The sequence below is a fragment of the Agrobacterium sp. 6Ca8 genome, assembly GCF_055382765.1.
On the sequence record NZ_AP026433.1, the window covers coordinates 1,530,159 to 1,551,328 of the forward strand.

Here is a 21,170-nt window from a genome sequence, read left to right on the forward strand (position 1 = left end):
GCCTCTGGCTTAGGCCGCTTCACCGATGATGTCGGCGTAACCATTGTTTTCCAGCTCCAGCGCCAGGGCCTTGTCGCCCGAACGGATGATCTTGCCCTTGTAGAGAACGTGAACGCTATCAGGCACGATGTAATCGAGCAGGCGCTGGTAGTGGGTGATGACGACAGTGGCGCGATCCGGCGACTTCAGCGCATTGACGCCATCAGCCACAATCTTCAGCGCGTCGATGTCGAGGCCGCTATCGGTTTCGTCGAGAACGCAGAGCTTCGGCTCCAGCAGTGCCATCTGCAGGATTTCGGCGCGCTTCTTCTCACCGCCGGAGAAACCGACGTTCAGCGGACGCTTCAGCATGTCCATGTCGATCTTCAGATCGCCGGCAGCTTCCTTGACGCGACGGATGAAGTCCGGCGTCGTAAGCTCGGCCTCGCCGCGCGCCTTGCGTTGCTCGTTCATAGCAACCTTGAGGAACTGCATGGTGGCAACACCCGGAATTTCGACGGGATACTGGAAGGCCAGGAAAATACCCTTGGCAGCGCGCTCGGCGGCATCCAGTTCCAGAATGCTTTCGCCGTTATAGAGGATGTCACCGGAGGTGACTTCATAGTCTTCGCGGCCCGACAGGATGTAGGACAGCGTCGACTTGCCGGAACCGTTCGGGCCCATGATGGCCGCAACTTCACCGGCAGCAACCTTAAGGTTGAGGCCCTTGATGATCTCGGTTTCGGTATCGGCGATCTTTGCGTGCAGGTCGATGATTTCAAGCATGGTTTTATCCTAAGAATAGTGTGAGCGAAGGTGCGCGAAACCGCGCACTCAAAGTGCGTATTCGTATGACGATCAGCCGACCGAACCTTCCAGCGAAATGCCGATCAGCTTCTGCGCTTCAACCGCAAACTCCATCGGCAGCTGCTGGATGACATCCTTCACAAAGCCATTGACGATCAGTGCGATCGCCGACTCCTCGGGGATGCCGCGCTGCAGGCAATAGAACAGCTGGTCTTCGGAAATCTTCGACGTGGTCGCCTCATGCTCGAAATGAGCAGACGAGTTCTTCGCCTCGATATAGGGCACGGTATGCGCGCCGCACTTGTCGCCGATCAGAAGCGAGTCGCACTGCGTGAAGTTGCGCGTGTTGGTCGCCTTGCGGTGAGCCGAGACCTGCCCGCGATAGACGTTTTCCGAGAAACCGGCGGCAATGCCCTTGGCGATGATGCGGCTCGACGTGTTCTTGCCGAGATGGATCATCTTGGTGCCACTGTCGATCTGCTGATGGCCGTTGGAAACCGCGATCGAATAGAATTCGCCACGGCTGTCGTCGCCGCGCAAAATGCAGGACGGGTATTTCCAGGTGATGGCCGAGCCGGTTTCAACCTGCGTCCACGAAATCTTCGAACGGTTGCCACGGCAATCGCCGCGCTTGGTCACGAAGTTGTAGATGCCGCCCTTGCCGTCCTTGTCGCCCGGATACCAGTTCTGGACGGTGGAATATTTGATTTCGGCATCGTCGAGTGCCACCAGTTCCACCACGGCGGCGTGAAGCTGGTTCTCGTCGCGCTGCGGCGCGGTGCAGCCTTCCAGATAGGAGACGTAGGCGCCCTCTTCAGCGATGATCAGCGTGCGCTCGAACTGTCCGGTGTTCTTTTCGTTGATGCGAAAATAGGTGGAAAGCTCCATCGGGCACCGAACGCCTTTCGGCACGAACACGAAGGAACCATCGGTAAAGACGGCCGAGTTCAGCGTTGCGTAGAAATTGTCCGTCTGCGGCACGACCGAACCGAGATATTTCTTCACCAGATCAGGATATTCGCGCACGGCTTCGGAGATCGACATGAAGATCACGCCGGCCTTTGCCAGTTCCGCCTTGAAGGTGGTGACAACGGAGACGCTGTCGAACACGGCATCCACGGCCACACGACGGTTTTCCACGCCGGCCAGGATTTCCTGTTCCTTCAGCGGAATGCCCAGCTTCTCGTAAACCTTCAGCAGCTCCGGATCGACTTCGTCCAGCGACTTCGGGCCGGGCGTGCTTTTCGGTGCGGCATAATAATAGAGATCGTTGAAGTCGATCTTGGGGTAGCTGACGCGCGCCCATGTCGGCTCTTCCATCGTCAGCCAGCGCTTGTAAGCCTCAAGACGCCATTCCAGCATCCATTCCGGCTCCTGCTTCTTGGCCGAGATGAAGCGGATCACCTCTTCCGAAAGGCCCTTCGGGGCCTTGTCGACTTCAATTTCGGTTTCGAAGCCGTATTTATACTGGTCCACATCGATCTGGCGAACCTGATCGATCGTTTCCTGAACCGCTGCCATGTCGTTCTCCAATCTCGCCGGAGCCAAGGTCCGGTGGCTTGTCAACGTATCAAGGCGGATAGCCGCCTTCATCCATCTTCGGGCAAATAATCCGGGCCCGTATAAACGGGGCGGAGCTTATACCCATGTAAGTGCGGGATGGCGCTTTTCACACATCCCGGCAAGCGGAAAATTGCTATTCCGCAATTCTTTGCCGCATTTTAAGCGGCCTGACCGGTCAGCCTGCGCCGCCCGGCAATTTTCGTAAAGGCTGCGAGCGCGCGCTCGATATCCGCCTCATCAGTCGCATGACCAAGCGAAATCCTGAGTGCGCCAAGCTTGGGATCGCGTCCCATCGCCGTCAGCACATGGCTTTCACCCACCTTGCCGGAAGAGCAGGCCGAACCGGCCGAGAGCGCAATGCCTTCGATATCGAATGCAATCTGGCCCGTTTCCGCCTTCAAACCGGGCAAGGTGAAAAACGTGGTATTGCCGACACGGCCGACATCCTCACCGTAGATGATCACGTCAGGCGCGACTGCCCGCATGCCGTCTTCCAGCCTTGCGCGCAGCGCTGCAAGACGCGTCGCTTCGGTCTCGAGGTTTTGCGCAGCAATAGCGGCGGCGGCACCGAAACCGATGACCGACAGGGTATTTTCAGTACCGGAACGATGTCCCTTTTCCTGGCCGCCACCATGGATCAACGGCTTCGGCATCATCACCTCGCCGCGGGACACCAGCGCCCCCGCACCCTTCGGACCACCAAGCTTATGGGACGAGATCACAAGGAAATCGGCCTCCAATGCATTGATATCGAGCGGAACGCGGCCGGCAGCCTGCACGGCATCGACGACCATCAATCCCCCAGCTGCATGTGCAAGCCGCGCCGCTTCAGCCACCGGCTGAAGAATGCCGGTCTCATTATTGACCAGCATGCAGGCGACCATCGGCAGGCCAGTGGACTTGTCGTGCGCTGACAGCAGCGCCTCAAGGGCCGCAAGATCGATGACACCCGCTGACGTAACGGGAATTTCCGTAACGTCAGCCTTGCCGAACCGGCCTCCTTCACGAAAAGCGGGGTGTTCGATCGCCGAAACGTAAAGACGACCATAGCGTACGGGAGCGCGCCCCATCTTGAATTCAGGCGAAAGCACCAGATTGGCCGCTTCGGTCGCACCGCTCGTAAAGGTCACATGCGACGCCTGGGCGCCGCAGACCACAGCAACGTCACGACGCGCGGCCTCGACGGCCGCACGGGCTGCGCGCCCTTCCCGGTGTACGGAGGACGGATTACCCGTGATATCGAGAGCGCGGACAAGAACATCCCGCACGGCAGGCAAAAGCGGCGCCGTGGCGTTCCAGTCCATATATGTGCGCGTCAAAACCGTCATCGCGGAAAAGCTTCGCTCAATCTTCCATGCGCCAAAACGCATTTTTCTTGAAATTACAGTTGCGCTTGCCTTATGACACGGTCCGAGTGCTTAAGCACACGCAAAGTTTCGAATTATTCTAAACTGCGTTCTAGAAAAGATGACACAGTTCGTCAAGTCTTCTCGTCGGAAGAATGCGGTTGGAGAATGAAAAAACACGACCGGAGTACCAATGCCCGAAGTCATTTTTAACGGCCCTGCGGGTCGCCTCGAAGGCCGTTATCAACCCTCCAAGGAAAAGAGCGCGCCGATAGCGATCATCCTTCATCCGCACCCGCAGTTCGGCGGGACGATGAACAACCAGATCGTTTATCAGCTCTTCTATCTTTTCCAGAAGCGCGGTTTCACGACGCTCCGGTTCAACTTCCGCTCCATCGGCCGCAGCCAGGGCGAGTTTGACCATGGCGCCGGCGAGCTTTCCGATGCCGCGTCCGCTCTCGACTGGGTGCAGAGCCTGCATCCCGATTCGAAAAGCTGCTGGGTCGCCGGTTATTCCTTCGGCGCCTGGATCGGCATGCAGCTTCTGATGCGTCGCCCGGAAATCGAAGGTTTCATGTCGATTGCGCCGCAGCCCAACACCTACGACTTCTCTTTCCTCGCCCCCTGCCCGTCTTCCGGCCTCATCATCAATGGCGACGCCGACAAGGTCGCGCCTGAGAAGGACGTCAACGGTCTGGTCGAAAAGCTGAAGACCCAGAAGGGCATTCTCATCACCCACCGCACCCTTCCCGGCGCCAACCACTTCTTCAACGGCAAGGTTGATGAGCTGATGAGCGAATGTGAGGACTACCTCGACCGCCGCCTGAATGGCGAACTGGTTCCGGAACCGGCAGCGAAGCGCATTCGGTGATTTAGGAGCGCAGCTTAGGTCAGTGTTGATCTACCTACAATGATCGACGGCGGGCTTGGCTCACCCCCTCTGACCTGCAGGGCAGAGGGGGTGATCCAAGCCCGCCATCGTCTATTACGCCCTGACCAAAACCCCACCCGTAACCGGCTCATTCACACCGGTCGTCCCCGGATAGGTTAGCGGCAGCCCCTTCAGCGATCGCACCGCCAGATAGGCCCAGGCCTCAGCCTCCATCGCCCCGCCGTCGAACCCCGCCTCTTCCGCCGCGATTACCCGCGCACCCTGCTTGGCAGCAAGGCTCGCAAACTCTTCCATGATAACAGGATTGAGCCGCCCGCCGCCGCAGATCACATAGGTCTTAGCCGCTTCCGGCAGATAGCTCGCCGATTTGAGGATCGCGGCACCCGTCAGATGCGACAGCGTGCGTGCGCCGTCCGCCAGCGAAACCTCGCCCTTTTGCGGCGGCACGAAATCGCTGCGGTCAAGCGAGCGGCGGATATTGGCCGAGAAGAACGGGCTTTCCATGTAGCGCGTGACGAGCGAGGCAACGACGCTGCCGCCCGCCGCCGTCCTGCCGCCCTTGTCGAAGGCTTTGCCCGTATGCGCCTCGATCCACTGGTCGATCAGCATATTGCCGGGACCGCTATCGAAAGCCGCAAGCCGCCCTCCCTCGCCGATATAGGTGAGATTGGATATGCCGCCGATATTGACGAAGACGGCGGGCGTTTCGAAGCCATCAGGCAGATTGGCGGAGAGCGCCATGTGGTACGCAGGAATGAGCGGTGCGCCCTGCCCGCCATGCACCATGTCGTTGGCACGCATGTCGTACACCACATCGATACCGGTTTCCTCGGCCAGAAGCGCGCCGTCGCCGATCTGCACGGTCAACGCCTCATCCGGCCGATGCAGCACCGTTTGGCCATGAAAACCGATCACGTCTATATCGCTGGCTTCAAGCCGATGGCGGTGGAGGAAGGATTTGACTGCCGCCGCATGGGCAAGCGTCAGCTTGCGTTCCGCATCCGCGAGGTCACCCGGACGCTCGCGCCGTTCGCGAATGGCTTTGGCCGTAACCAGCGCCTTCTGCCACGTGGCGCGCAGGCCCGGATCATAGGGGAAATAACCGCTCGGCCCATGCCGGACCACGTTTTCGCCATCCGTGCGCAACAGGCCGATATCGATGCCGTCCATCGACGTCCCGCTCATCAGCCCGATTGCCGTTTTGACCTCGCCCACGCGCTGCTCCCTTTCAATATCGAATCATGCGGAGATGAATCGCCGTTATTCATGGCCGAAACGGGTGCACTTTTCAAAAAACAATGGTAAAGCCCCCCCGCGTTCATTGACAGACAATGACGGCAAAGGTCCAACCAGAAAGAAAAAGGTTATGTCCAGGTTCAAGTCCGATTTCCTCCGCACGCTCGATGAGCGCGGCTTCATTCACCAGATCTCCGACGAGTCGGGTCTCGACGAACTGTTCGCCAAGGAAACCGTGACCGCCTATATCGGCTATGACCCGACGGCCTCCAGCCTGCATGTCGGCCACCTCACCCAGATCATGATGCTGCACTGGATGCAGAAGACCGGTCACCAGCCGATTTCGCTGATGGGCGGCGGCACCGGCATGGTTGGCGATCCCTCCTTCAAGGAGGAGGCCCGCAAGCTGATGACAATCGACATGATCGAGGACAACATCACCTCGCTCAAGCACGTCTTCGCCAACTACCTCGATTACGATCGCGCGGAAAATCCGGCGCTGATGATCAACAATGCCGACTGGCTGCGTGGGCTCAACTACCTCGAATTCCTGCGCGACGTCGGCCGCCACTTTTCGGTCAACCGCATGCTTTCCTTCGACAGCGTGAAGACGCGCCTCGACCGCGAGCAGTCGCTGTCCTTCCTCGAATTCAATTACATGATCCTCCAGGCCTACGATTTCGTGGAGCTGAACCAGCGTACCGGCTGCCGCCTGCAGATGGGCGGCTCTGACCAGTGGGGCAACATCATCAACGGCATCGATCTCGGTCACCGCATGGGGACACCGCAGCTCTATGCGCTGACCTCCCCGCTTTTGACCACCTCTTCGGGTGCGAAGATGGGCAAGTCCGCGTCCGGTGCCGTCTGGCTCAACAAGGACCTGCTGCCGGTCTATGATTTCTGGCAATACTGGCGCAATACGGAAGACGCGGACGTGGTTCGCTTCGCAAAGCTCTTCACCACGCTGCCGATGGATGAGATCGCACGCATCGCCGCCCTTGGCGGATCTGAGATCAACGAGGCGAAGAAAATCCTTGCAACGGAAGTGACGGCCATTCTGCATGGCCGTGCCGCTGCCGAAGAAGCTGCCGAAACGGCGCGCAAGACTTTCGAGGAAGGCGCGCTTGCTGAAAACCTGCCCTCCATCGAGGTTCCGGCATCCGAACTCGATGCCGGCGTCGGCGTCCTGTCGCTCATCGTCCGCGCTGGCCTTGCCGGCTCGAATGGCGAAGCCCGCCGTCACGTTCAGGGCGGCGCGGTAAAGATCAACGACAAGGGCGTATCCGACGATCGCCAGATGATCGGTTCCGCCGAGATCACCGGCGATGGCATCATCAAGCTTTCGGTTGGCAAGAAGAAGCACGTTCTCGTTCGCCCGGCGTAACACCCGCGCAAATCATCAGATGAAGGGCCGCGGAAGCGGCCCTTTTATTGAAACTCGAAAATCTGCCTGAAGACGCCGGGCGCTATCAGCGACAGCGGGTTTATAGTCAGCTTCGGCTGGTCCGTCTGGCCGGAAAGCTTGAAGGTGATGCCGAGCAGACCGCGGTCGCGGCCGTTGCCGAGGAAGATGCCGATAAAGGGCAGCTCGCCGAACAGCCGGTTCAGGCCATAGGCGGGCATGAAGGTGCCGGTCATGTCCATACGGCCGTTCTGGTCTTTCAGCAGGCCCTGGAAGGTCGCACCGATCTGTTCGCCGCGCACCACGCCGTTTTCCACCGCAACCGAGCCGTTGACGTAAACGAGCCGGGCAAAACCGCGCTGGAATTTCTCCGAGCTGACATCGATGTTACGGCGGACCGCCGTGTTGAGGCTCCGGCCGTCATCGCCCGTCGGCGTGGCGACGATATCCTGAAGCTTCGCTTCGTTGACAACGGCGAAATTGCGCAGATCGAGCGAACCGCTCCAGTCGCTGCCGTTGACGGTCGAAAGTGCGAGATTGAGAAGACCACCGCGAATGCGGGTGTAGATATTGGTGAAACGGGCAAGAGAACCGGCGTCGCTGCTGGTAAGCGTCACGGTTCCCGTCGCGCCGCGATTGGTCGTCTGAGCCACAACCGCCTGGCCCCTGCCGGTGACGCCGCGAAAATCAACCGAACGGACCTTGCCGTCACGCACACTGACATCGGCACTGACATTGGAAAGGATCTCGTCATTGAAGCCGTAGACCTTGTCGAGTTGCGCCTTGATGGCAAGGGACGGCTGCGAACGCGATGTGCCGTCACCTGCCCCTGAGGAACTGCGAAGCTTTGAGAGGAAAGGCCGGAGATCGGCCGATTTTCCCGAAGCGTTGATGCTATATCCGTTTTTGGAGGCAGTGACGGCGACGGCGTAATTGTCGGAAGGTGACAATTGCACGCGGCTGAGATCGGCCGAAATCAGCCCGTTCTTGGTGAAGGTGACATCTCCGGCCGCGCCGAAGCCGTCCCCGGTTAGGGAGAAATCACTGATCGTCGTGCGGCCATCGCTGGTTTCCAGGGTAAAGGTCGCTTTTGCCGGAATACCGACGCCCTTGCTCCATCCAAGCCCCGGCAGAATGATAGACGCCTTCGCCAGATCGAGCTGTATCTCCTGACTTTTCGTATCCGCGCCATCGATTTCCACAACGGTCGTGCCGCCAAGAACCGTGGAAAGCTCCGGTGCAAGCTTGGCGACCTGCGTCTCGTTCAGGGTTGCTTTCAGCGACAGCGTTGGAGCAACGTCGCTATTCTTGCGCACCGGCTCCGTCATCTCGATAGACATCGGCACATCGTCCACCCGGCCCTTGCCTTCAAGCTTGAGCTGCCGGTCGTTGATGGACATGAAACCGTCAAGCGCGGTCACCTTGCGGCCGGCAAACGGTTTTGTCAGCGACAGGTTCTTCAGATCGAGATCGGCCGTCCACACCGGCGGCGGTGGATTTTGGCTGGAAAGCATGCCGACGGTCAGCTTTGCATTCGCCGTCACGTCGCCGGTGAAGTCATCCGGCTTGAACTGCGTATCCTTGAGCGCATTGATAGGCTTCAGCGTCGCAAGCTCCGCCACGGCATCGGCCGAGCCCGAAACGTTCAACTCGAGATTCCCAAGCAGGGGCTTTGCGTAGACGTCGGACATGGAGAACCGGCTGTCCTCCAGCGCAAGCGACCGATTGGAGGCGAAATAGGTTGTCGCGTTCTTGAGATCGACATTCATCCGGCCGCCGACGAGATTGAAATGCGCATCAACGTCGCGCAGCGGAGGAATGTCGCCGGTGGTATTGAGACGCGTACCGTCGATATCGAAGCGGATCTGCATTTCGCTCTCGCCCAGCACCAGCGGGCAACCGGGACCGCACATCCGTCCCTGCGGAATGAAGATCGCAATCGAGCCGTTCGTGACCGTGCCGCCATAAAGATTGGAGACCACCCACTCGCGCGGCTTGTGCGCCATCCAAAACGGCCAGAGCTGCTTGACCGCCGTGGCCTCCATCTTGGGAATCTGTCCGGCGAAACTGATTTCAGGCGAGCCCTGGCCGAAGCGGATTTTCAGCGAGCCTGCCATGTCTCCAAGCGGGCCGGTAACGTATAGCGAGGGTACCTCAAGCTGCCTGGTCGCGACATTGAATTGCCCGTCCGCCTTCAAGCTGAAAGGAACGGGGTCTTCGCCAGAGGCTTCGGCCGAGGCAACCGCATTGTCGATCCGCAGCGAAAGACCGAAGCCCTCTTGGGTATCCGTGATTTCCCCAGTGACCGGAATAGCCGTTCGCCCAAGGTCGATCCGCGAATTCCCAATGACTAGACTGCTTTTCTGAAAATCGTAGCGCGCGTTGACGGTGCCGGCAGTGAAGGGTTGAGCCTCGCCGCCGATAAGAAGCATTCCATTGCCCATGCCGAGCGAGATTTCCAGCCGCGGCTCATGTCCGGGCATGGAACGCCGGGCGAGGATGCTGACACCGGTCTTGACGTTCAGCCCCTCATGAAGATTGCCTTCAGGATCGAATTTTTCCAGAAAAGGACCGATGTCGAAACCGTCGATGCGCGCGTCGAAACCGTCGATCACACCGCCCGATCCCGATGTCTTTAGCGACAGGCTGGCGATTTCGCCGTTAAACAGCGTTTCACCCTCAAGCGAATATCCGCCCTGCTGGTCAGGGGTCAACGAAAGCTCGCGCACTTCGACGACGCGTGGCTTGCCGGCTTCGCTCGGTGGCAAGTGGATCGAGACGCTGGAAATATCGATTTCCTCGGTTCCGCTGCTTAAAAACGCCTGCGCCAATTTGTCCAGCTGGGAAAACGCCGCCTGCAACTGCTGCGGAACCGCGTCCAGCCGGATGCTGGCGAGATCGAAACCGTTACCCTTCGGCAAAAGGGCCGTATCGAGTTCCATCCCGTCGGCCTCGAGACTTTGCACGGAGACGCGTCCGGTCAAAAGCGCTAGCGGATCGAGCGCCATGCCGATAGCCCTTGCCCGGCTCAAATGCTGGCCGGATTCCTTCTCGACGATATCCACATCCTCCGCCACCAGCGCAAGCCGCAGCCCGGTCGAGAACCTGATGGCCGAAGAACCGATTCGCGCGCTGTAGTGGGGTCCGAGCGCCCGTTCGAGCGCCTGCTGCGCCTGGCTGGAAAGGGCATTGTCGATCGATCCGGTTTCGACGGAGACAATGATGCCGCCGATGGACAGGAAGGCCAGTACGAAAAGAGCAGCGAAAATCTTGATGAGAGCACGCGCCATGGAGCGCGGCGCCGGGCAATGCACGATGAGAGGATCTTCGGCCTGCGCCGAAGGAAGATCATGCAGCGCAACGATATCGCGCTTGCTGAACTTGACCTTTTCACCCCTTACTTCAGCCATACGCCCGTGTTTGCCCCTGAATAGCTTTTGTTTCGCCTCAACACTGGACGACGCCCGGTTTCGCTATATATCGAATGTGGCGACTTTCACTCAACATCCCGGCGAAAGAAAGATGATTATGACAGAACTGACGATTGGCAGCCCTGCCCCCGATTTTACTTTGCCCCGCAACGGTGAAGGAACGGTGACATTGTCCGGCCTGCGAGGCAAGGCGGTCGTTCTCTATTTCTACCCGAAGGACGACACATCCGGCTGCACCGCCGAAGCGATAGATTTCAGTGCCCTCGGCGCGGAATTCGAGGCCGCCAATACTGTCGTCATCGGCATTTCCCCTGATAGCGTCAAAAGCCACGACAAGTTTGCTGCAAAGCACAAGCTTTCGGTGATGCTGGCCGCCGACGAGGAACGGAAGGCGCTCGAGGCCTACGGCGTCTGGAAGGAAAAAAGCATGTATGGCAAAAAATACATGGGTGTCGAACGCACCACCGTCCTCGTAGCACCTGACGGTACGATCGCGGAAATCTGGAACAAGGTGAAGGTTCCGGGCCACGCACAGGCCGTTCTCGACGCCGCACGGAAGCTCTGAGAGACGCCCCTGTCGTGACGCCCACCTTCAGGATCATCTCGCTGCGCGGCGGCGCCACCGAGGCGATTGCCTGCGCCGATCTCGACAGAAAAACCGCACTGGCGCAGGAAACGGCGACACGATGGTTCGAGCGCCGCCTGTCGCTGCGCTCCCCCCTAGATCCACCCCTGCCCGAACGTCCGGGCAGGCCGGATAAACCGGAACTCGTTCCGCCGACCGCCGTGGAGCGCCGCTCCCTCCACAGCGTCAAGGGTCGCATAGCGCTGCTGCACGCCATCGCCCATATCGAGCTGAACGCCGTTGACCTTGCGCTCGACATCGTCGCCCGTTATGCGAGCGAGCCGGTGCCGCATTCCTTTTTCAACGGCTGGATGCAGGTTGCCTTCGAGGAGGCGAAACATTTCCGGATGGTGCGGGAAAGGCTGCGAAACCTCGGCGCGGATTACGGCGATCTGCCCGCCCATGACGGGCTCTGGCAGGCGGCGCATTCAACCCGCAACGACCTCACCGCGCGGCTCGCAGTCGTGCCGCTCATCCTCGAGGCGCGCGGACTGGACGTGACGCCCTCCCTGCAGGCGAAGATGCGCGAAACCGGAGACCTTGAAAGCGCCGCCGTTCTCGATGTCATCTACAATGACGAAAAGGGCCATGTCGCCATCGGCGCCAAATGGTTTCGCTTCCTGTGCGCCCGTGAAAAGAAGGACCCGGCAGCAACCTTCCGGCAACTGGTACGTGCCAATTTCCGCGGACCGCTGAAACCGCCCTTCAACGACCTCGCCCGCGCCGAAGCCGGGTTGACGCCATCCTTTTATCGCTCCCTCACCGCTGTCAGCAACAGCGGCTGACGCCCGCAGCCCGGCGCATGGTGCAAAACTTCGTTAACCTTAACGAAGTATGATTTCCTGTGAGAAATCGGCCAGTCCGGAGAGAGATTTTGACTGATACAGCGGAAAACCGGGTATTCGGCAAAAAGCGGCAGCAGCACGTTCTGGTGCTGGCAAGCGGTGACAAGGTCCGGCACATGACGATCCGGCCTTGGATGACGGCGCTTGCCGGCTGCACGATCGGCCTTTTCTCGCTCGGTTATCTGGGCGCCACCGGCTATCTCATCTTGCGTGACGACCTGATCGGCGCGACCATGGCGCGCCAGACCCGCATGCAGCACGATTACGAAGACCGTATCGCCGCGCTGAGGGCGCAGGTGGACCGCGTTACCTCAAGACAATTGCTCGACCAGCAGGTGGTTGAAAAGAAAGTGGAAAAGCTGCTGCAACAGCAGGCGGCACTCACGTCCAGACACGGGCGCATGAGCGAATTGCTGGAGCGCGCGGAAAATTCCGGCATCGCCGCCTCCACGGCCACGGCCCCCATTCCAACCGCGCCCTCCTCGCTCTCGAACGCGATGGCGCCGGAAAAGCGCGCCGATCTGACAGGTGGCCTCTCCGCCATAGAAAATCTGATGGCGCCCCGCCCGTCGCAGCCGGAAAAGCCAGCCGGAACCGACAAGCGGGCGTCCTATGTGCCCGAAAACGGCGAAACGCCTTCCGACCGCGCCGACCGCGTGTTTTCCAAGGTCACGCTGTCGTTGAAGGATATCGAACGCCAGCAGATATCACGGATCGCCAGACTGACCAGCGACGCCGAGGACAAGGCAAGCGCGATGCAGGATATCATCCGGCAGGCGGGTCTGAAAATCGACGAAAGTGACACGGACGGTGTCGGCGGCCCCTATGCGGACCCGCAGGGGAATGAAACCGATCCCTTCAATATGTCTCTGACCAATCTAGACAATGCGCTCAACCGGCTGGATATCGTGAAGGAAACCGCAACCGCCCTGCCCTTCGGCAATCCGGCCCCCGGCAGGGCGATCACCAGCCGATTCGGAAACCGGCTCGACCCTTTCCTCGGACGGCCCGCCTTACATACCGGCATCGATTTTCGCGCCGAAACAGGCGCCGACGTCAAGGCGACGGGCGCTGGAAAGGTAACGGTTGCGGAAAACTCCGGCGGCTACGGCAATATGGTCGAGATCGATCACGGCCAGGGCGTATCGACGCGATTCGGCCATCTCTCCACCATTCTGGTCAAAGCCGGCGACAAGGTGGAGGCCGGCGACATCGTTGGCCGTGCTGGGAGCACCGGCCGCTCCACCGGTCCGCACGTACATTACGAGGTCCGCCGCAACGACACGCCTGTTGATCCGATGCGGTTTCTGGTCGCCGGGGCCGAGCTTAAAACCTATCTCAAATAGCAGTCCGATTTTAACGCTTTTTTCGCCCTTTTTGCGATAAATCGCCCGAAACCGCGTCCAAGGCTCAAAAGCCTCGCCAACGTCTCGCCGTTTCGCGCGCATTTCCGGTTGTTTCCTTGACTTTCTGGCAATTTGGGCATATCCCCGCGCCAAGTCTTTGCAAGTGTCGCAGCGGCACGCAGGTATTCTTACCGAACCAGAACGGAAAAAGTTCTTCCTTTGACAACATTCTCTGATCTTGGCCTGAGCCAAAAAGTTCTTTCCGCTATTGCAGATGCCGGCTACACGACGCCGACACCCATTCAGGCTGGCGCAATTCCGCCCGCTCTTGAAAAGCGTGATATCTGCGGTATCGCACAGACCGGCACGGGGAAAACCGCATCCTTCGTTCTGCCGATGCTCACACTGCTGGAAAAAGGCCGCGCACGCGCCAGAATGCCGCGCACGCTGATCCTCGAGCCGACCCGCGAACTGGCGGCACAGGTGGCCGAAAACTTCGAGAAATACGGCAAGAATCACAAGCTGAACGTTGCCCTTCTGATTGGTGGCGTTTCTTTTGAAGATCAGGACCGCAAGCTTGAGCGCGGCGCCGATGTTCTCATCTGCACGCCCGGCCGCCTTCTCGACCATTGCGAGCGCGGCAAGCTCCTGATGACCGGCGTTGAAATCCTCGTGATCGATGAAGCCGATCGCATGCTGGATATGGGCTTCATTCCCGATATCGAACGCATCGCCAAGATGATTCCCTTTACCCGGCAAACCCTGTTCTTCTCGGCCACCATGCCGCCGGAAATCCAGAAGCTTGCCGACAGGTTCCTGCAGAACCCGACCCGTATCGAGGTTGCCAAGCCCTCCTCCACGGCGAAGACCGTTACCCAGCGCATCGTCGCTTCGCACAACAAGGACTATGAGAAGCGCGCTGTCCTGCGCGATCTCGTCCGTGCCGAAGAAGCCGAACTCAAGAACGCGATCATTTTCTGCAATCGCAAAAAGGACGTTGCCGACCTCTTCCGTTCGCTGGATCGTCACGGCTTTTCCGTCGGCGCGCTGCATGGCGACATGGACCAGCGTTCGCGCACGACCATGCTGCAGAACTTCCGGGACGGTCAGCTGACGCTGCTGGTCGCTTCCGACGTTGCAGCCCGCGGTCTTGATATTCCCGATGTCAGCCACGTCTTCAACTTCGACGTTCCCATTCATGCCGAAGACTATGTCCACCGCATTGGCCGTACCGGTCGTGCTGGGCGTTCGGGCAAGGCCTTCACCCTCGTCACCAAGAGCGATGCGAAATATCTCGACGCGATCGAAAAGCTGATCACCGAGAAGGTCGAATGGCTGAACGGTGACCTGTCCTCCCTCCCCGCGCCCATGGAAAGCTTTGAAAGCAATACCGGCCGCCGGGGCACCAAGGAACGTGGCGGCAGAGGCCGCGACAGAAACCGTCGCGATGCACCTGCATCGCCGGTCGAAAACATCAATCAGGGTGCACAATCCACCACTGTGGATACGGACATCGCGGCTCACGGAGAAGACAAGGTGAAGGCAGAACGCAGACCGGAAAAGACCCCGCGCAATTCCGAGCGCAACAGCCGCAACCTGAACCCGCTGCACGCCAATGACGACAACCGTGACCGTCGCCGCCATTACCGTGACCATGACGATGGCCCGACGCCTGTTGGTTTCGGCGATGACATTCCCGCTTTCATGCTGATCGTGGCCAACGCCAAGGGCTGAGCCCCGACGGCCTGACGCAGGAAACAATACGCATGACACCGACGATCAAGCCAGGACAAGATTTTCCAGGCGTCGGCGTTGGGCTTGCCATATTGCGTGATGGCCGCCTGCTTTTATGCCGGCGCTTGAAAGCGCCGGAAGCCGGATACTGGAATATTCCGGGCGGCAAAGTCGATCACCTTGAATCATCCCTCGCCGCAGCACGGCGAGAAGCTGAAGAAGAGACCGGGCTGACAATCGGCAAGGTCGAATTTCTCTGTCATAGCGAATATATCAATGTCGCAGACCGGCACCATTGGGTCTCGCTGATCTTCGTCACCCGCGACACGCAGGGTGAGCCGGTACTGACAGAACCGGACAAGCTTTCCGATATCGGCTGGTTCGACCCCGATAACCTTCCCGAACCCATCTCTGCCTTTGCAAAAGACGCGCTGGCTGCTCTGACGAAATAAAGTCGCATAGCGGACGGAAGCGGCATCAGCGCTGACTGGCGTGGGCTTTTCGCGGCACTCAACGGCGTCTTGAGCTTTACTAAAAACAGGCCTCGCCTGCGACAGACGCGACGCTCCTGCGCGATTTGCTTTCGGAAAACCCAATGCTGGAAGAATATCTTTTCGCGAAGCTTTTCGAATGCAATTTAAAATTGCTTAAATTAGCATCACATAAAAAACCGCCCCGGTTGCCCGAAGCGGTTTATACGTAATGAAAATAATAGAATATAGAATGTAATATAGTTTGGCAGTGCTTAAATTCGGAACACTTCCGAGGCTTGTTACAGCCAATTTCAGTCGTCCCCTGAAACACCTATATCTAATCTAACCATTTACTTTTCGTCAAGCAGATCTTCTCGCAAATGCGAAAAAAACATGGCAAAGCACAAATAAAGCACAGGGAAATATGTATATTCTCTTTTTATATCAATAAATTAGATGAATGGAAATAAAATGTGCATTTTATTGGGGTGCACTATAAAAGGCAAAATCGCAAACCCGCCCTTATAAAACTGTGCTTATACGCACTGCATGTTACAGTTTTATAAAGTAAAAATGCTCTAAACCATGACGAGCAGTACTTCCGCTCTTATGAAATTACAGAGTGAATTACCGACCTTAAAAAAGATGAATCTCGGCAAAAAACAATCGCGCGCGATCACATTGAATATATACAACCATAACGCGTCATTACAGACTATTATTTCAAATTGGATGAGTTGCGATCAAAACGGCCGTGCAGTGAACGATGATGTGCGATTATGATGGGTATCAGCGATTTTTCCTTTGGAAAACCAGTTGTTGCCGATAAACATCAAACCGGGACAACAGGATTTCGCGCACGTCATGCTTTCACTTCGCCTGCTAACGATCATCGCCGGTTTTGCCTTTGCGGGCTCAGCATGCGCGGCGTCGATCGGCATCGTTGCCCCACAGAACGGCCCATACGAACTGCTGGGGCAACAGGTCAGGCAGGGCGCGAAGGCCGCAGCCGCCAAGCTCGGGCTAGATGTCGTCGAAATCCATGAAAGCTGCGAAGACGGCAGCGGCGGCGCGATTGCCGATGGTCTCGTGGCCGCCAAGGTCAGCGCGGCAATCGGTTTTTTGTGCACGGAAACGCTTCAGGGCGTTCTGCCGCCTCTGAAGTCAGCCGCCATTCCAGCAATCACGCTTTCCAGCCGTGCCCCGATCCTGATGGAAGACGCTCTGAAATATAGCTGGCCGCTTTTCCGCCTAGCGCCATCGGACAAGGCCGAATCGGACCGGGCCGCAGAAATCATTCTGCGCGACTGGAAGGGACATTCCATTGGCCTCGTGGATGATGGCACGATCTTCAGTCGCGATCTGGTAGATCGCATCCGTTCGGCGCTGGAGGAGAACGGGCTGAAACCGACACTCACCGATACGCTGCGCCCGGCACAGGAGCAACAGGTGGCGCTTGTGCGCCGGCTGGGGCGCACCGGCATCACCCATGTCTTCATCGGCGCGGAACGCAACGACGTCGCGATTGTCGCCAGAGACGCCGGCTCCGAAAACATTCCGCTCACCATCATGAGCGGCGACGCCATGAATGCGGCAAACAACCCCGTGCCACTTGCAGCAAATGTGCTAGCGGTCACGCGCCCGGCCTATGACACATTACCTTCGGCACAGGCCGTCGCCGGCGAATTGCGTGCCGCCAATATCGAGCCGGAAGGTTACGTCCTGCCCTCCTATGCGGCTGCGGAACTGACCGCGGCGCTTGCCGAAGCAGCCCAATCCCAAGGTAAACCCGCACCGGAGATACTGGCGAACGGTACCGTCTTCAAAACCGTGCTCGGCGATATCGCTTTCAACCCTTCGCATGAACTTGCAGACAATCCCTATCGCCTGCAGCGCTGGAACGGCCAGCGTTTCGAACAGGCGGACAAGGCCGAAAGACAATAGGTGAAGCCGGTATCGCTGGAAATTCAGTAAGCCGCGGCTGAAAACCGGCGGCAACCGCGCGACAAGCCGTTTCAAACCCTGATACTTGATGCTAAAGGCAGCTTACGCAACGCGTCGAGAGGAGTTTGCCCCATGTCCCTGCCCATCCGGATTGCACCTTCCATTCTGGCGTCCAATTTCGCCAAGCTGGGACAGGAAGTCGCCGATGTGACGGAAGCGGGCGCAGACTGGATCCACCTCGATGTCATGGACGGCCATTTCGTGCCAAACATCTCCTTCGGTCCTGACGTCATCAAGGCGCTCCGCCCGCACAGCAATGCCTTTTTCGACTGCCACCTGATGATTGCCCCCGTCGATCCCTACCTCGAAGCCTTCGCCAAGGCCGGCTGCGACGGCATTACCGTCCATGCGGAGGCAGGCCCGCATCTCCATCGCTCACTCCAGACCATCCGCACGCTCGGCAGGAAGGCCGGCGTGACGCTCAACCCCGCCACGCCGCTTTCGGTCATCGAAAACGTGCTTGACGATGTCGATCTCGTGCTGATCATGAGCGTCAATCCCGGTTTCGGTGGACAGAAATTCATTCCGGCCATGCTCGACAAGATCCGTGCGGCAAAGGCCATGATCGGCGACCGGCCGATCGAACTTGAAGTGGACGGCGGCGTGACGGCGGAGACAGCCGGCGCCATCGTCGCAGCCGGTGCCAACGCACTCGTGGCCGGTTCGGCCGTCTTCAAGGGCGATGGTGTCGCAGACTATCGCAAGACGGTTTCGTTGTTGCGCTCGGTGTCGGAAGCCGCCCGGTCCTGACCCGCCACAGCAGCCGGATACACCGGAGACGGGACGGCAGGGCGTTTGGGTGGGGGCTTTGATGAACAGCGGCAGGCGGAATTTCCACAACGTCATCCCGGCAGCGCTGTTTTCGCTCCTCGCTCCGCTTGTCTGGGCCGCCATCTCGGCAGCCACTGCTACCCTCGGCCTCTATCTCCGCAACCGGCTGGAAACCGACCATGCCGCCGATATCGCCGTGCTGTTCTTCTTCGGCGGTCTCTTGGGCTGGCCGCTGGCCATGGTTGCCTTGCGCTTCCTGCCCGCATCCACCAGCCTGCCGCTGCGCTTTGCGGCAAGCTGCCTTGCCATCGCTTTTTTCACGATCGCGGTCGCGGCGGCATTTTTCGCGCTCCAGTACCGCATCTTTTATGCGCAATGGCATGCGCCGGCATTTTCCCGCATCTGGTTTTTCCAGCAATTTTTCACCTCGCTTGGCGCGATCTACCAGTTCTGCATTCTCGGCCTCGGCCTCTATTTTCCGTTTGCCGCCATTCCGCTTGCGCTGGCAGGCGCAATCCTTTGCCGCCGTGCGCACAGAGCGCCACGCGTCCGTTCGGACGTACAACGGACGCTCTAGCATTTTGAATGTACGCATCGAGCCGATGCGCAGGCTTGATAGATTGAGATTCGCGGAACACTTTGCTAAACGGGCAGCAAAATTCCTCCACAAAGAAAGTCATTGCCATGATCCCTCGTTACTCCCGGCCGGAAATGGTCGCCATCTGGTCGCCGGAAACAAAATTCCGCATCTGGTTCGAGATCGAGGCGCATGCCTGTGACGCGCTGGCCGAGCTCGGCGTCATTCCGAAATCGGCCGCACAGACCATCTGGGAAAAAGGCGGCAGCGCGACTTTCGACGTCGCCCGCATCGACGAGATCGAGGCCGTCACCAAACACGACGTCATCGCCTTCCTCACCCACCTTGCGGAATTCGTCGGTCCCGACAGCCGCTTCATCCACCAGGGCATGACCTCGTCCGACGTGCTTGACACAACCCTCAACATCCAGCTCGTCCGCGCCGCCGATCTGCTGCTGGCCGATATGGACCGCGTGCTGGCGGCGCTCAAGACCCGCGCTTTCGAACACAAGAACACGGTACGCATCGGCCGCAGCCACGGCATCCACGCCGAGCCGACCACGATGGGCCTGACCTTCGCCCGCTTCTACGCCGAGATGCATCGTAACCGCGAGCGTCTCGTCAATGCGCGCGCGGAAATCGCCACGGGCGCGATCTCCGGTGCTGTCGGCACCTTCGCCAATATCGATCCGCGCGTCGAGGAACATGTCTGCGCAAAGCTCGGCCTCGTGCCCGAGCCGGTCTCCACGCAGGTCATCCCGCGTGACCGCCACGCCATGTTCTTCGCCATCCTCGGCGTCATCGCCTCGTCGATCGAAAACGTCGCCATCGAAATCCGCCACATGCAGCGCACCGAGGTTCTGGAAGCGGAAGAGTTCTTCTCTCCCGGCCAGAAGGGTTCGTCGGCGATGCCGCACAAGCGTAACCCGGTTCTCACCGAAAACCTCACGGGCCTTGCCCGCCTGGTGCGCATGTCGGTCGTTCCCGCGCTTGAAAACGTGGCGCTCTGGCATGAGCGTGACATCAGCCACTCCTCCGTGGAGCGCGCCATCGGCCCCGACACGACAGTCACCCTCGATTTTGCGCTGAACCGCCTTGCCGGCGTCATCGAAAAGCTGGTGATCTATCCCGACAACATGCTGAAGAACATGAACAAGTTCCGCGGCCTCGTGCATTCGCAGCGCGTTCTTCTGGCGCTGACGCAGGCCGGCGTTTCCCGCGAGGACGCCTACCGTCTGGTGCAGCGCAATGCCATGAGGGTCTGGGAACAGGGTGCGGATTTCCTTGAGGAACTGCTGGGCGACCAGGAAGTGCGCGCCGCCCTTCCCGAAAGCGTCATCCGTGAAAAATTCGACCTCGGTTACCACACCAAGCACGTCGACACGATCTTCGCCCGCGTCTTCGGCAACGCCTGAGGCGAGGCTCCCGAAGTTAATGCCGTCGCGACCTTGATCGTGACGGCATGAAACCACAGATATGGGCCCATGAAAGTTTCAGAAGCAGATATTCTCATCGTACCGGGTTACACCAATTCCGGTCCTGACCACTGGCAGACACGCTGGGAGCGCAAGCTTTCGACAGCGCGCCGCGTCGAGCAGGCTGAATGGTCAAAACCGGTGAAGGAAGACTGGATCGCGCGGCTGGTGGAAGAGGTTAACGCCTCGACCAAGCCCGTTGTCATCGTCGCTCATTCGCTTGGTGTGCCGACCGTCATCCACGCCCTTCCGGAAATCGGCAAGAAGGTTGCAGGCGCGCTTCTGGTGGCGCCGCCGGATGTCGCCAATCCCGATATCAGGCCGAAACATCTGATGACCTTCGGTCCCTATCCGCGCGATCCCTTGCCGTTTCCGGCAATCACAATTGCCAGCCGCAACGATCCCTTCGGATCCTACGAACATGCCGACGATATTGCCGCCGCCTGGGGTGCGATGTTGGTGGATGCAGGCATGTCCGGCCATATCAACGCCGAGTCTGGCCATGGCCCCTGGCCCGAGGGTGGCATGGTATTTGCCCAGTTCCTGAGCCGCCTCAAGGTGAACGAGCCCTGACCATCGCGGCCAGCCGCTGAAGCCGGTCGATTTTCGGCCGGGCAACATTCTTCCGCCCGACACAAGAATTGAAGGGAAGATATGCGAGCCG

General features: G+C 59.1%; 17 protein-coding genes. 12 read left to right on the top strand and 5 right to left on the bottom strand.

What is annotated here, in order from left to right:
* Positions 1-9: 9 nt before the first annotated feature.
* The 3 genes from sufC to ACZ5A6_RS07700 form a co-directional block, all read right to left on the bottom strand.
* A complete protein-coding gene (gene sufC / locus ACZ5A6_RS07690) occupies positions 10-765 on the bottom strand; it encodes a Fe-S cluster assembly ATPase SufC (RefSeq protein WP_003507958.1) in 756 nt (251 codons plus the stop codon).
* A gap of 72 nt (positions 766-837) precedes the next feature.
* Complete coding sequence (sufB, locus tag ACZ5A6_RS07695; RefSeq protein ID WP_003507956.1) at positions 838-2,307, bottom strand: Fe-S cluster assembly protein SufB; 1,470 nt, start codon at positions 2,305-2,307, stop codon at positions 838-840.
* A 200-nt stretch (positions 2,308-2,507) separates the two neighbouring features.
* The gene (locus ACZ5A6_RS07700) at positions 2,508-3,677 is read right to left on the bottom strand and encodes a cysteine desulfurase family protein (protein WP_113291124.1); all 1,170 of its coding nucleotides are present in this window, start codon (positions 3,675-3,677) and stop codon (positions 2,508-2,510) included.
* 211 nt (positions 3,678-3,888) lie between these two features.
* Between ACZ5A6_RS07700 and ACZ5A6_RS07705 the strand changes: the two genes are divergently transcribed.
* The gene (locus ACZ5A6_RS07705) at positions 3,889-4,566 is read left to right on the top strand and encodes an alpha/beta hydrolase (RefSeq protein ID WP_003507952.1); all 678 of its coding nucleotides are present in this window, start codon (positions 3,889-3,891) and stop codon (positions 4,564-4,566) included.
* Positions 4,567-4,680: 114 nt separating this feature from the next.
* On the opposite strand, the gene ACZ5A6_RS07710 is transcribed toward ACZ5A6_RS07705, so the two are convergent.
* Positions 4,681-5,802: an anhydro-N-acetylmuramic acid kinase gene (locus tag ACZ5A6_RS07710; RefSeq protein WP_112154609.1), complete on the bottom strand. Its 1,122-nt coding sequence runs from the start codon at positions 5,800-5,802 to the stop codon at positions 4,681-4,683.
* Between the two features lie 151 nt (positions 5,803-5,953).
* On the opposite strand from ACZ5A6_RS07710, the gene tyrS reads away from it, so the two are divergent.
* On the top strand, positions 5,954-7,207 hold the full coding sequence (tyrS, locus tag ACZ5A6_RS07715; RefSeq protein WP_003515978.1) for a tyrosine--tRNA ligase: 1,254 nt from the start codon (positions 5,954-5,956) through the stop codon (positions 7,205-7,207).
* 44 nt (positions 7,208-7,251) lie between these two features.
* Here tyrS and ACZ5A6_RS07720 read toward each other — a convergent pair whose 3' ends face one another.
* On the bottom strand, positions 7,252-10,635 hold the full coding sequence (locus ACZ5A6_RS07720) for a YhdP family protein (protein ID WP_174061121.1): 3,384 nt from the start codon (positions 10,633-10,635) through the stop codon (positions 7,252-7,254).
* A 118-nt stretch (positions 10,636-10,753) separates the two neighbouring features.
* On the opposite strand from ACZ5A6_RS07720, the gene ACZ5A6_RS07725 reads away from it, so the two are divergent.
* From ACZ5A6_RS07725 to ACZ5A6_RS07770, 10 genes are all read left to right on the top strand, one after another.
* Positions 10,754-11,221, top strand: a complete 468-nt coding sequence (locus tag ACZ5A6_RS07725) for a peroxiredoxin (protein ID WP_013636380.1) — start codon at positions 10,754-10,756, stop codon at positions 11,219-11,221.
* A 14-nt stretch (positions 11,222-11,235) separates the two neighbouring features.
* Positions 11,236-12,066 carry a ferritin-like domain-containing protein gene (locus tag ACZ5A6_RS07730; RefSeq protein WP_080798308.1) on the top strand — a complete coding sequence of 277 codons (831 nt, stop codon included), beginning with the start codon at positions 11,236-11,238 and terminating at the stop codon, positions 12,064-12,066.
* An 89-nt stretch (positions 12,067-12,155) separates the two neighbouring features.
* Positions 12,156-13,472 (top strand): peptidoglycan DD-metalloendopeptidase family protein, encoded by a 1,317-nt coding sequence (locus ACZ5A6_RS07735; protein ID WP_065687242.1) that lies wholly within the window; start codon positions 12,156-12,158, stop codon positions 13,470-13,472.
* A 219-nt stretch (positions 13,473-13,691) separates the two neighbouring features.
* A complete protein-coding gene (locus tag ACZ5A6_RS07740) occupies positions 13,692-15,206 on the top strand; it encodes a DEAD/DEAH box helicase (RefSeq protein ID WP_019567097.1) in 1,515 nt (504 codons plus the stop codon).
* A 32-nt stretch (positions 15,207-15,238) separates the two neighbouring features.
* Positions 15,239-15,658 carry an NUDIX domain-containing protein gene (locus ACZ5A6_RS07745; RefSeq protein ID WP_003515990.1) on the top strand — a complete coding sequence of 140 codons (420 nt, stop codon included), beginning with the start codon at positions 15,239-15,241 and terminating at the stop codon, positions 15,656-15,658.
* A gap of 885 nt (positions 15,659-16,543) precedes the next feature.
* Positions 16,544-17,623 carry a branched-chain amino acid ABC transporter substrate-binding protein gene (locus ACZ5A6_RS07750; RefSeq protein ID WP_050923875.1) on the top strand — a complete coding sequence of 360 codons (1,080 nt, stop codon included), beginning with the start codon at positions 16,544-16,546 and terminating at the stop codon, positions 17,621-17,623.
* A gap of 132 nt (positions 17,624-17,755) precedes the next feature.
* The gene (rpe, locus tag ACZ5A6_RS07755) at positions 17,756-18,433 is read left to right on the top strand and encodes a ribulose-phosphate 3-epimerase (protein WP_003515995.1); all 678 of its coding nucleotides are present in this window, start codon (positions 17,756-17,758) and stop codon (positions 18,431-18,433) included.
* A 61-nt stretch (positions 18,434-18,494) separates the two neighbouring features.
* The gene (locus ACZ5A6_RS07760) at positions 18,495-19,031 is read left to right on the top strand and encodes a hypothetical protein (protein ID WP_025593892.1); all 537 of its coding nucleotides are present in this window, start codon (positions 18,495-18,497) and stop codon (positions 19,029-19,031) included.
* A gap of 107 nt (positions 19,032-19,138) precedes the next feature.
* Positions 19,139-20,446: an adenylosuccinate lyase gene (purB, locus tag ACZ5A6_RS07765; RefSeq protein ID WP_003515998.1), complete on the top strand. Its 1,308-nt coding sequence runs from the start codon at positions 19,139-19,141 to the stop codon at positions 20,444-20,446.
* 69 nt (positions 20,447-20,515) lie between these two features.
* The gene (locus ACZ5A6_RS07770) at positions 20,516-21,079 is read left to right on the top strand and encodes an alpha/beta hydrolase (RefSeq protein ID WP_003516000.1); all 564 of its coding nucleotides are present in this window, start codon (positions 20,516-20,518) and stop codon (positions 21,077-21,079) included.
* Positions 21,080-21,170: the final 91 nt, after the last annotated feature.

What these genes read in the sequence shown, in the direction of transcription:
- sufC (WP_003507958.1), bottom strand. Translation starts at nt 765, where the DNA reads ATGCTTGAAATCATCGACCTGCACGCAAAGATCGCCGATACCGAAACC.
- sufB (WP_003507956.1), bottom strand. Translation starts at nt 2,307, where the DNA reads ATGGCAGCGGTTCAGGAAACGATCGATCAGGTTCGCCAGATCGATGTG.
- ACZ5A6_RS07700 (WP_113291124.1), bottom strand. Translation starts at nt 3,677, where the DNA reads ATGACGGTTTTGACGCGCACATATATGGACTGGAACGCCACGGCGCCG.
- ACZ5A6_RS07705 (WP_003507952.1), top strand. Translation starts at nt 3,889, where the DNA reads ATGCCCGAAGTCATTTTTAACGGCCCTGCGGGTCGCCTCGAAGGCCGT.
- tyrS (WP_003515978.1), top strand. Translation starts at nt 5,954, where the DNA reads ATGTCCAGGTTCAAGTCCGATTTCCTCCGCACGCTCGATGAGCGCGGC.
- ACZ5A6_RS07720 (WP_174061121.1), bottom strand. Translation starts at nt 10,635, where the DNA reads ATGGCTGAAGTAAGGGGTGAAAAGGTCAAGTTCAGCAAGCGCGATATC.
- ACZ5A6_RS07725 (WP_013636380.1), top strand. Translation starts at nt 10,754, where the DNA reads ATGACAGAACTGACGATTGGCAGCCCTGCCCCCGATTTTACTTTGCCC.
- ACZ5A6_RS07745 (WP_003515990.1), top strand. Translation starts at nt 15,239, where the DNA reads ATGACACCGACGATCAAGCCAGGACAAGATTTTCCAGGCGTCGGCGTT.
- ACZ5A6_RS07750 (WP_050923875.1), top strand. Translation starts at nt 16,544, where the DNA reads ATGCTTTCACTTCGCCTGCTAACGATCATCGCCGGTTTTGCCTTTGCG.
- rpe (WP_003515995.1), top strand. Translation starts at nt 17,756, where the DNA reads ATGTCCCTGCCCATCCGGATTGCACCTTCCATTCTGGCGTCCAATTTC.
- ACZ5A6_RS07760 (WP_025593892.1), top strand. Translation starts at nt 18,495, where the DNA reads ATGAACAGCGGCAGGCGGAATTTCCACAACGTCATCCCGGCAGCGCTG.
- purB (WP_003515998.1), top strand. Translation starts at nt 19,139, where the DNA reads ATGATCCCTCGTTACTCCCGGCCGGAAATGGTCGCCATCTGGTCGCCG.
- ACZ5A6_RS07770 (WP_003516000.1), top strand. Translation starts at nt 20,516, where the DNA reads ATGAAAGTTTCAGAAGCAGATATTCTCATCGTACCGGGTTACACCAAT.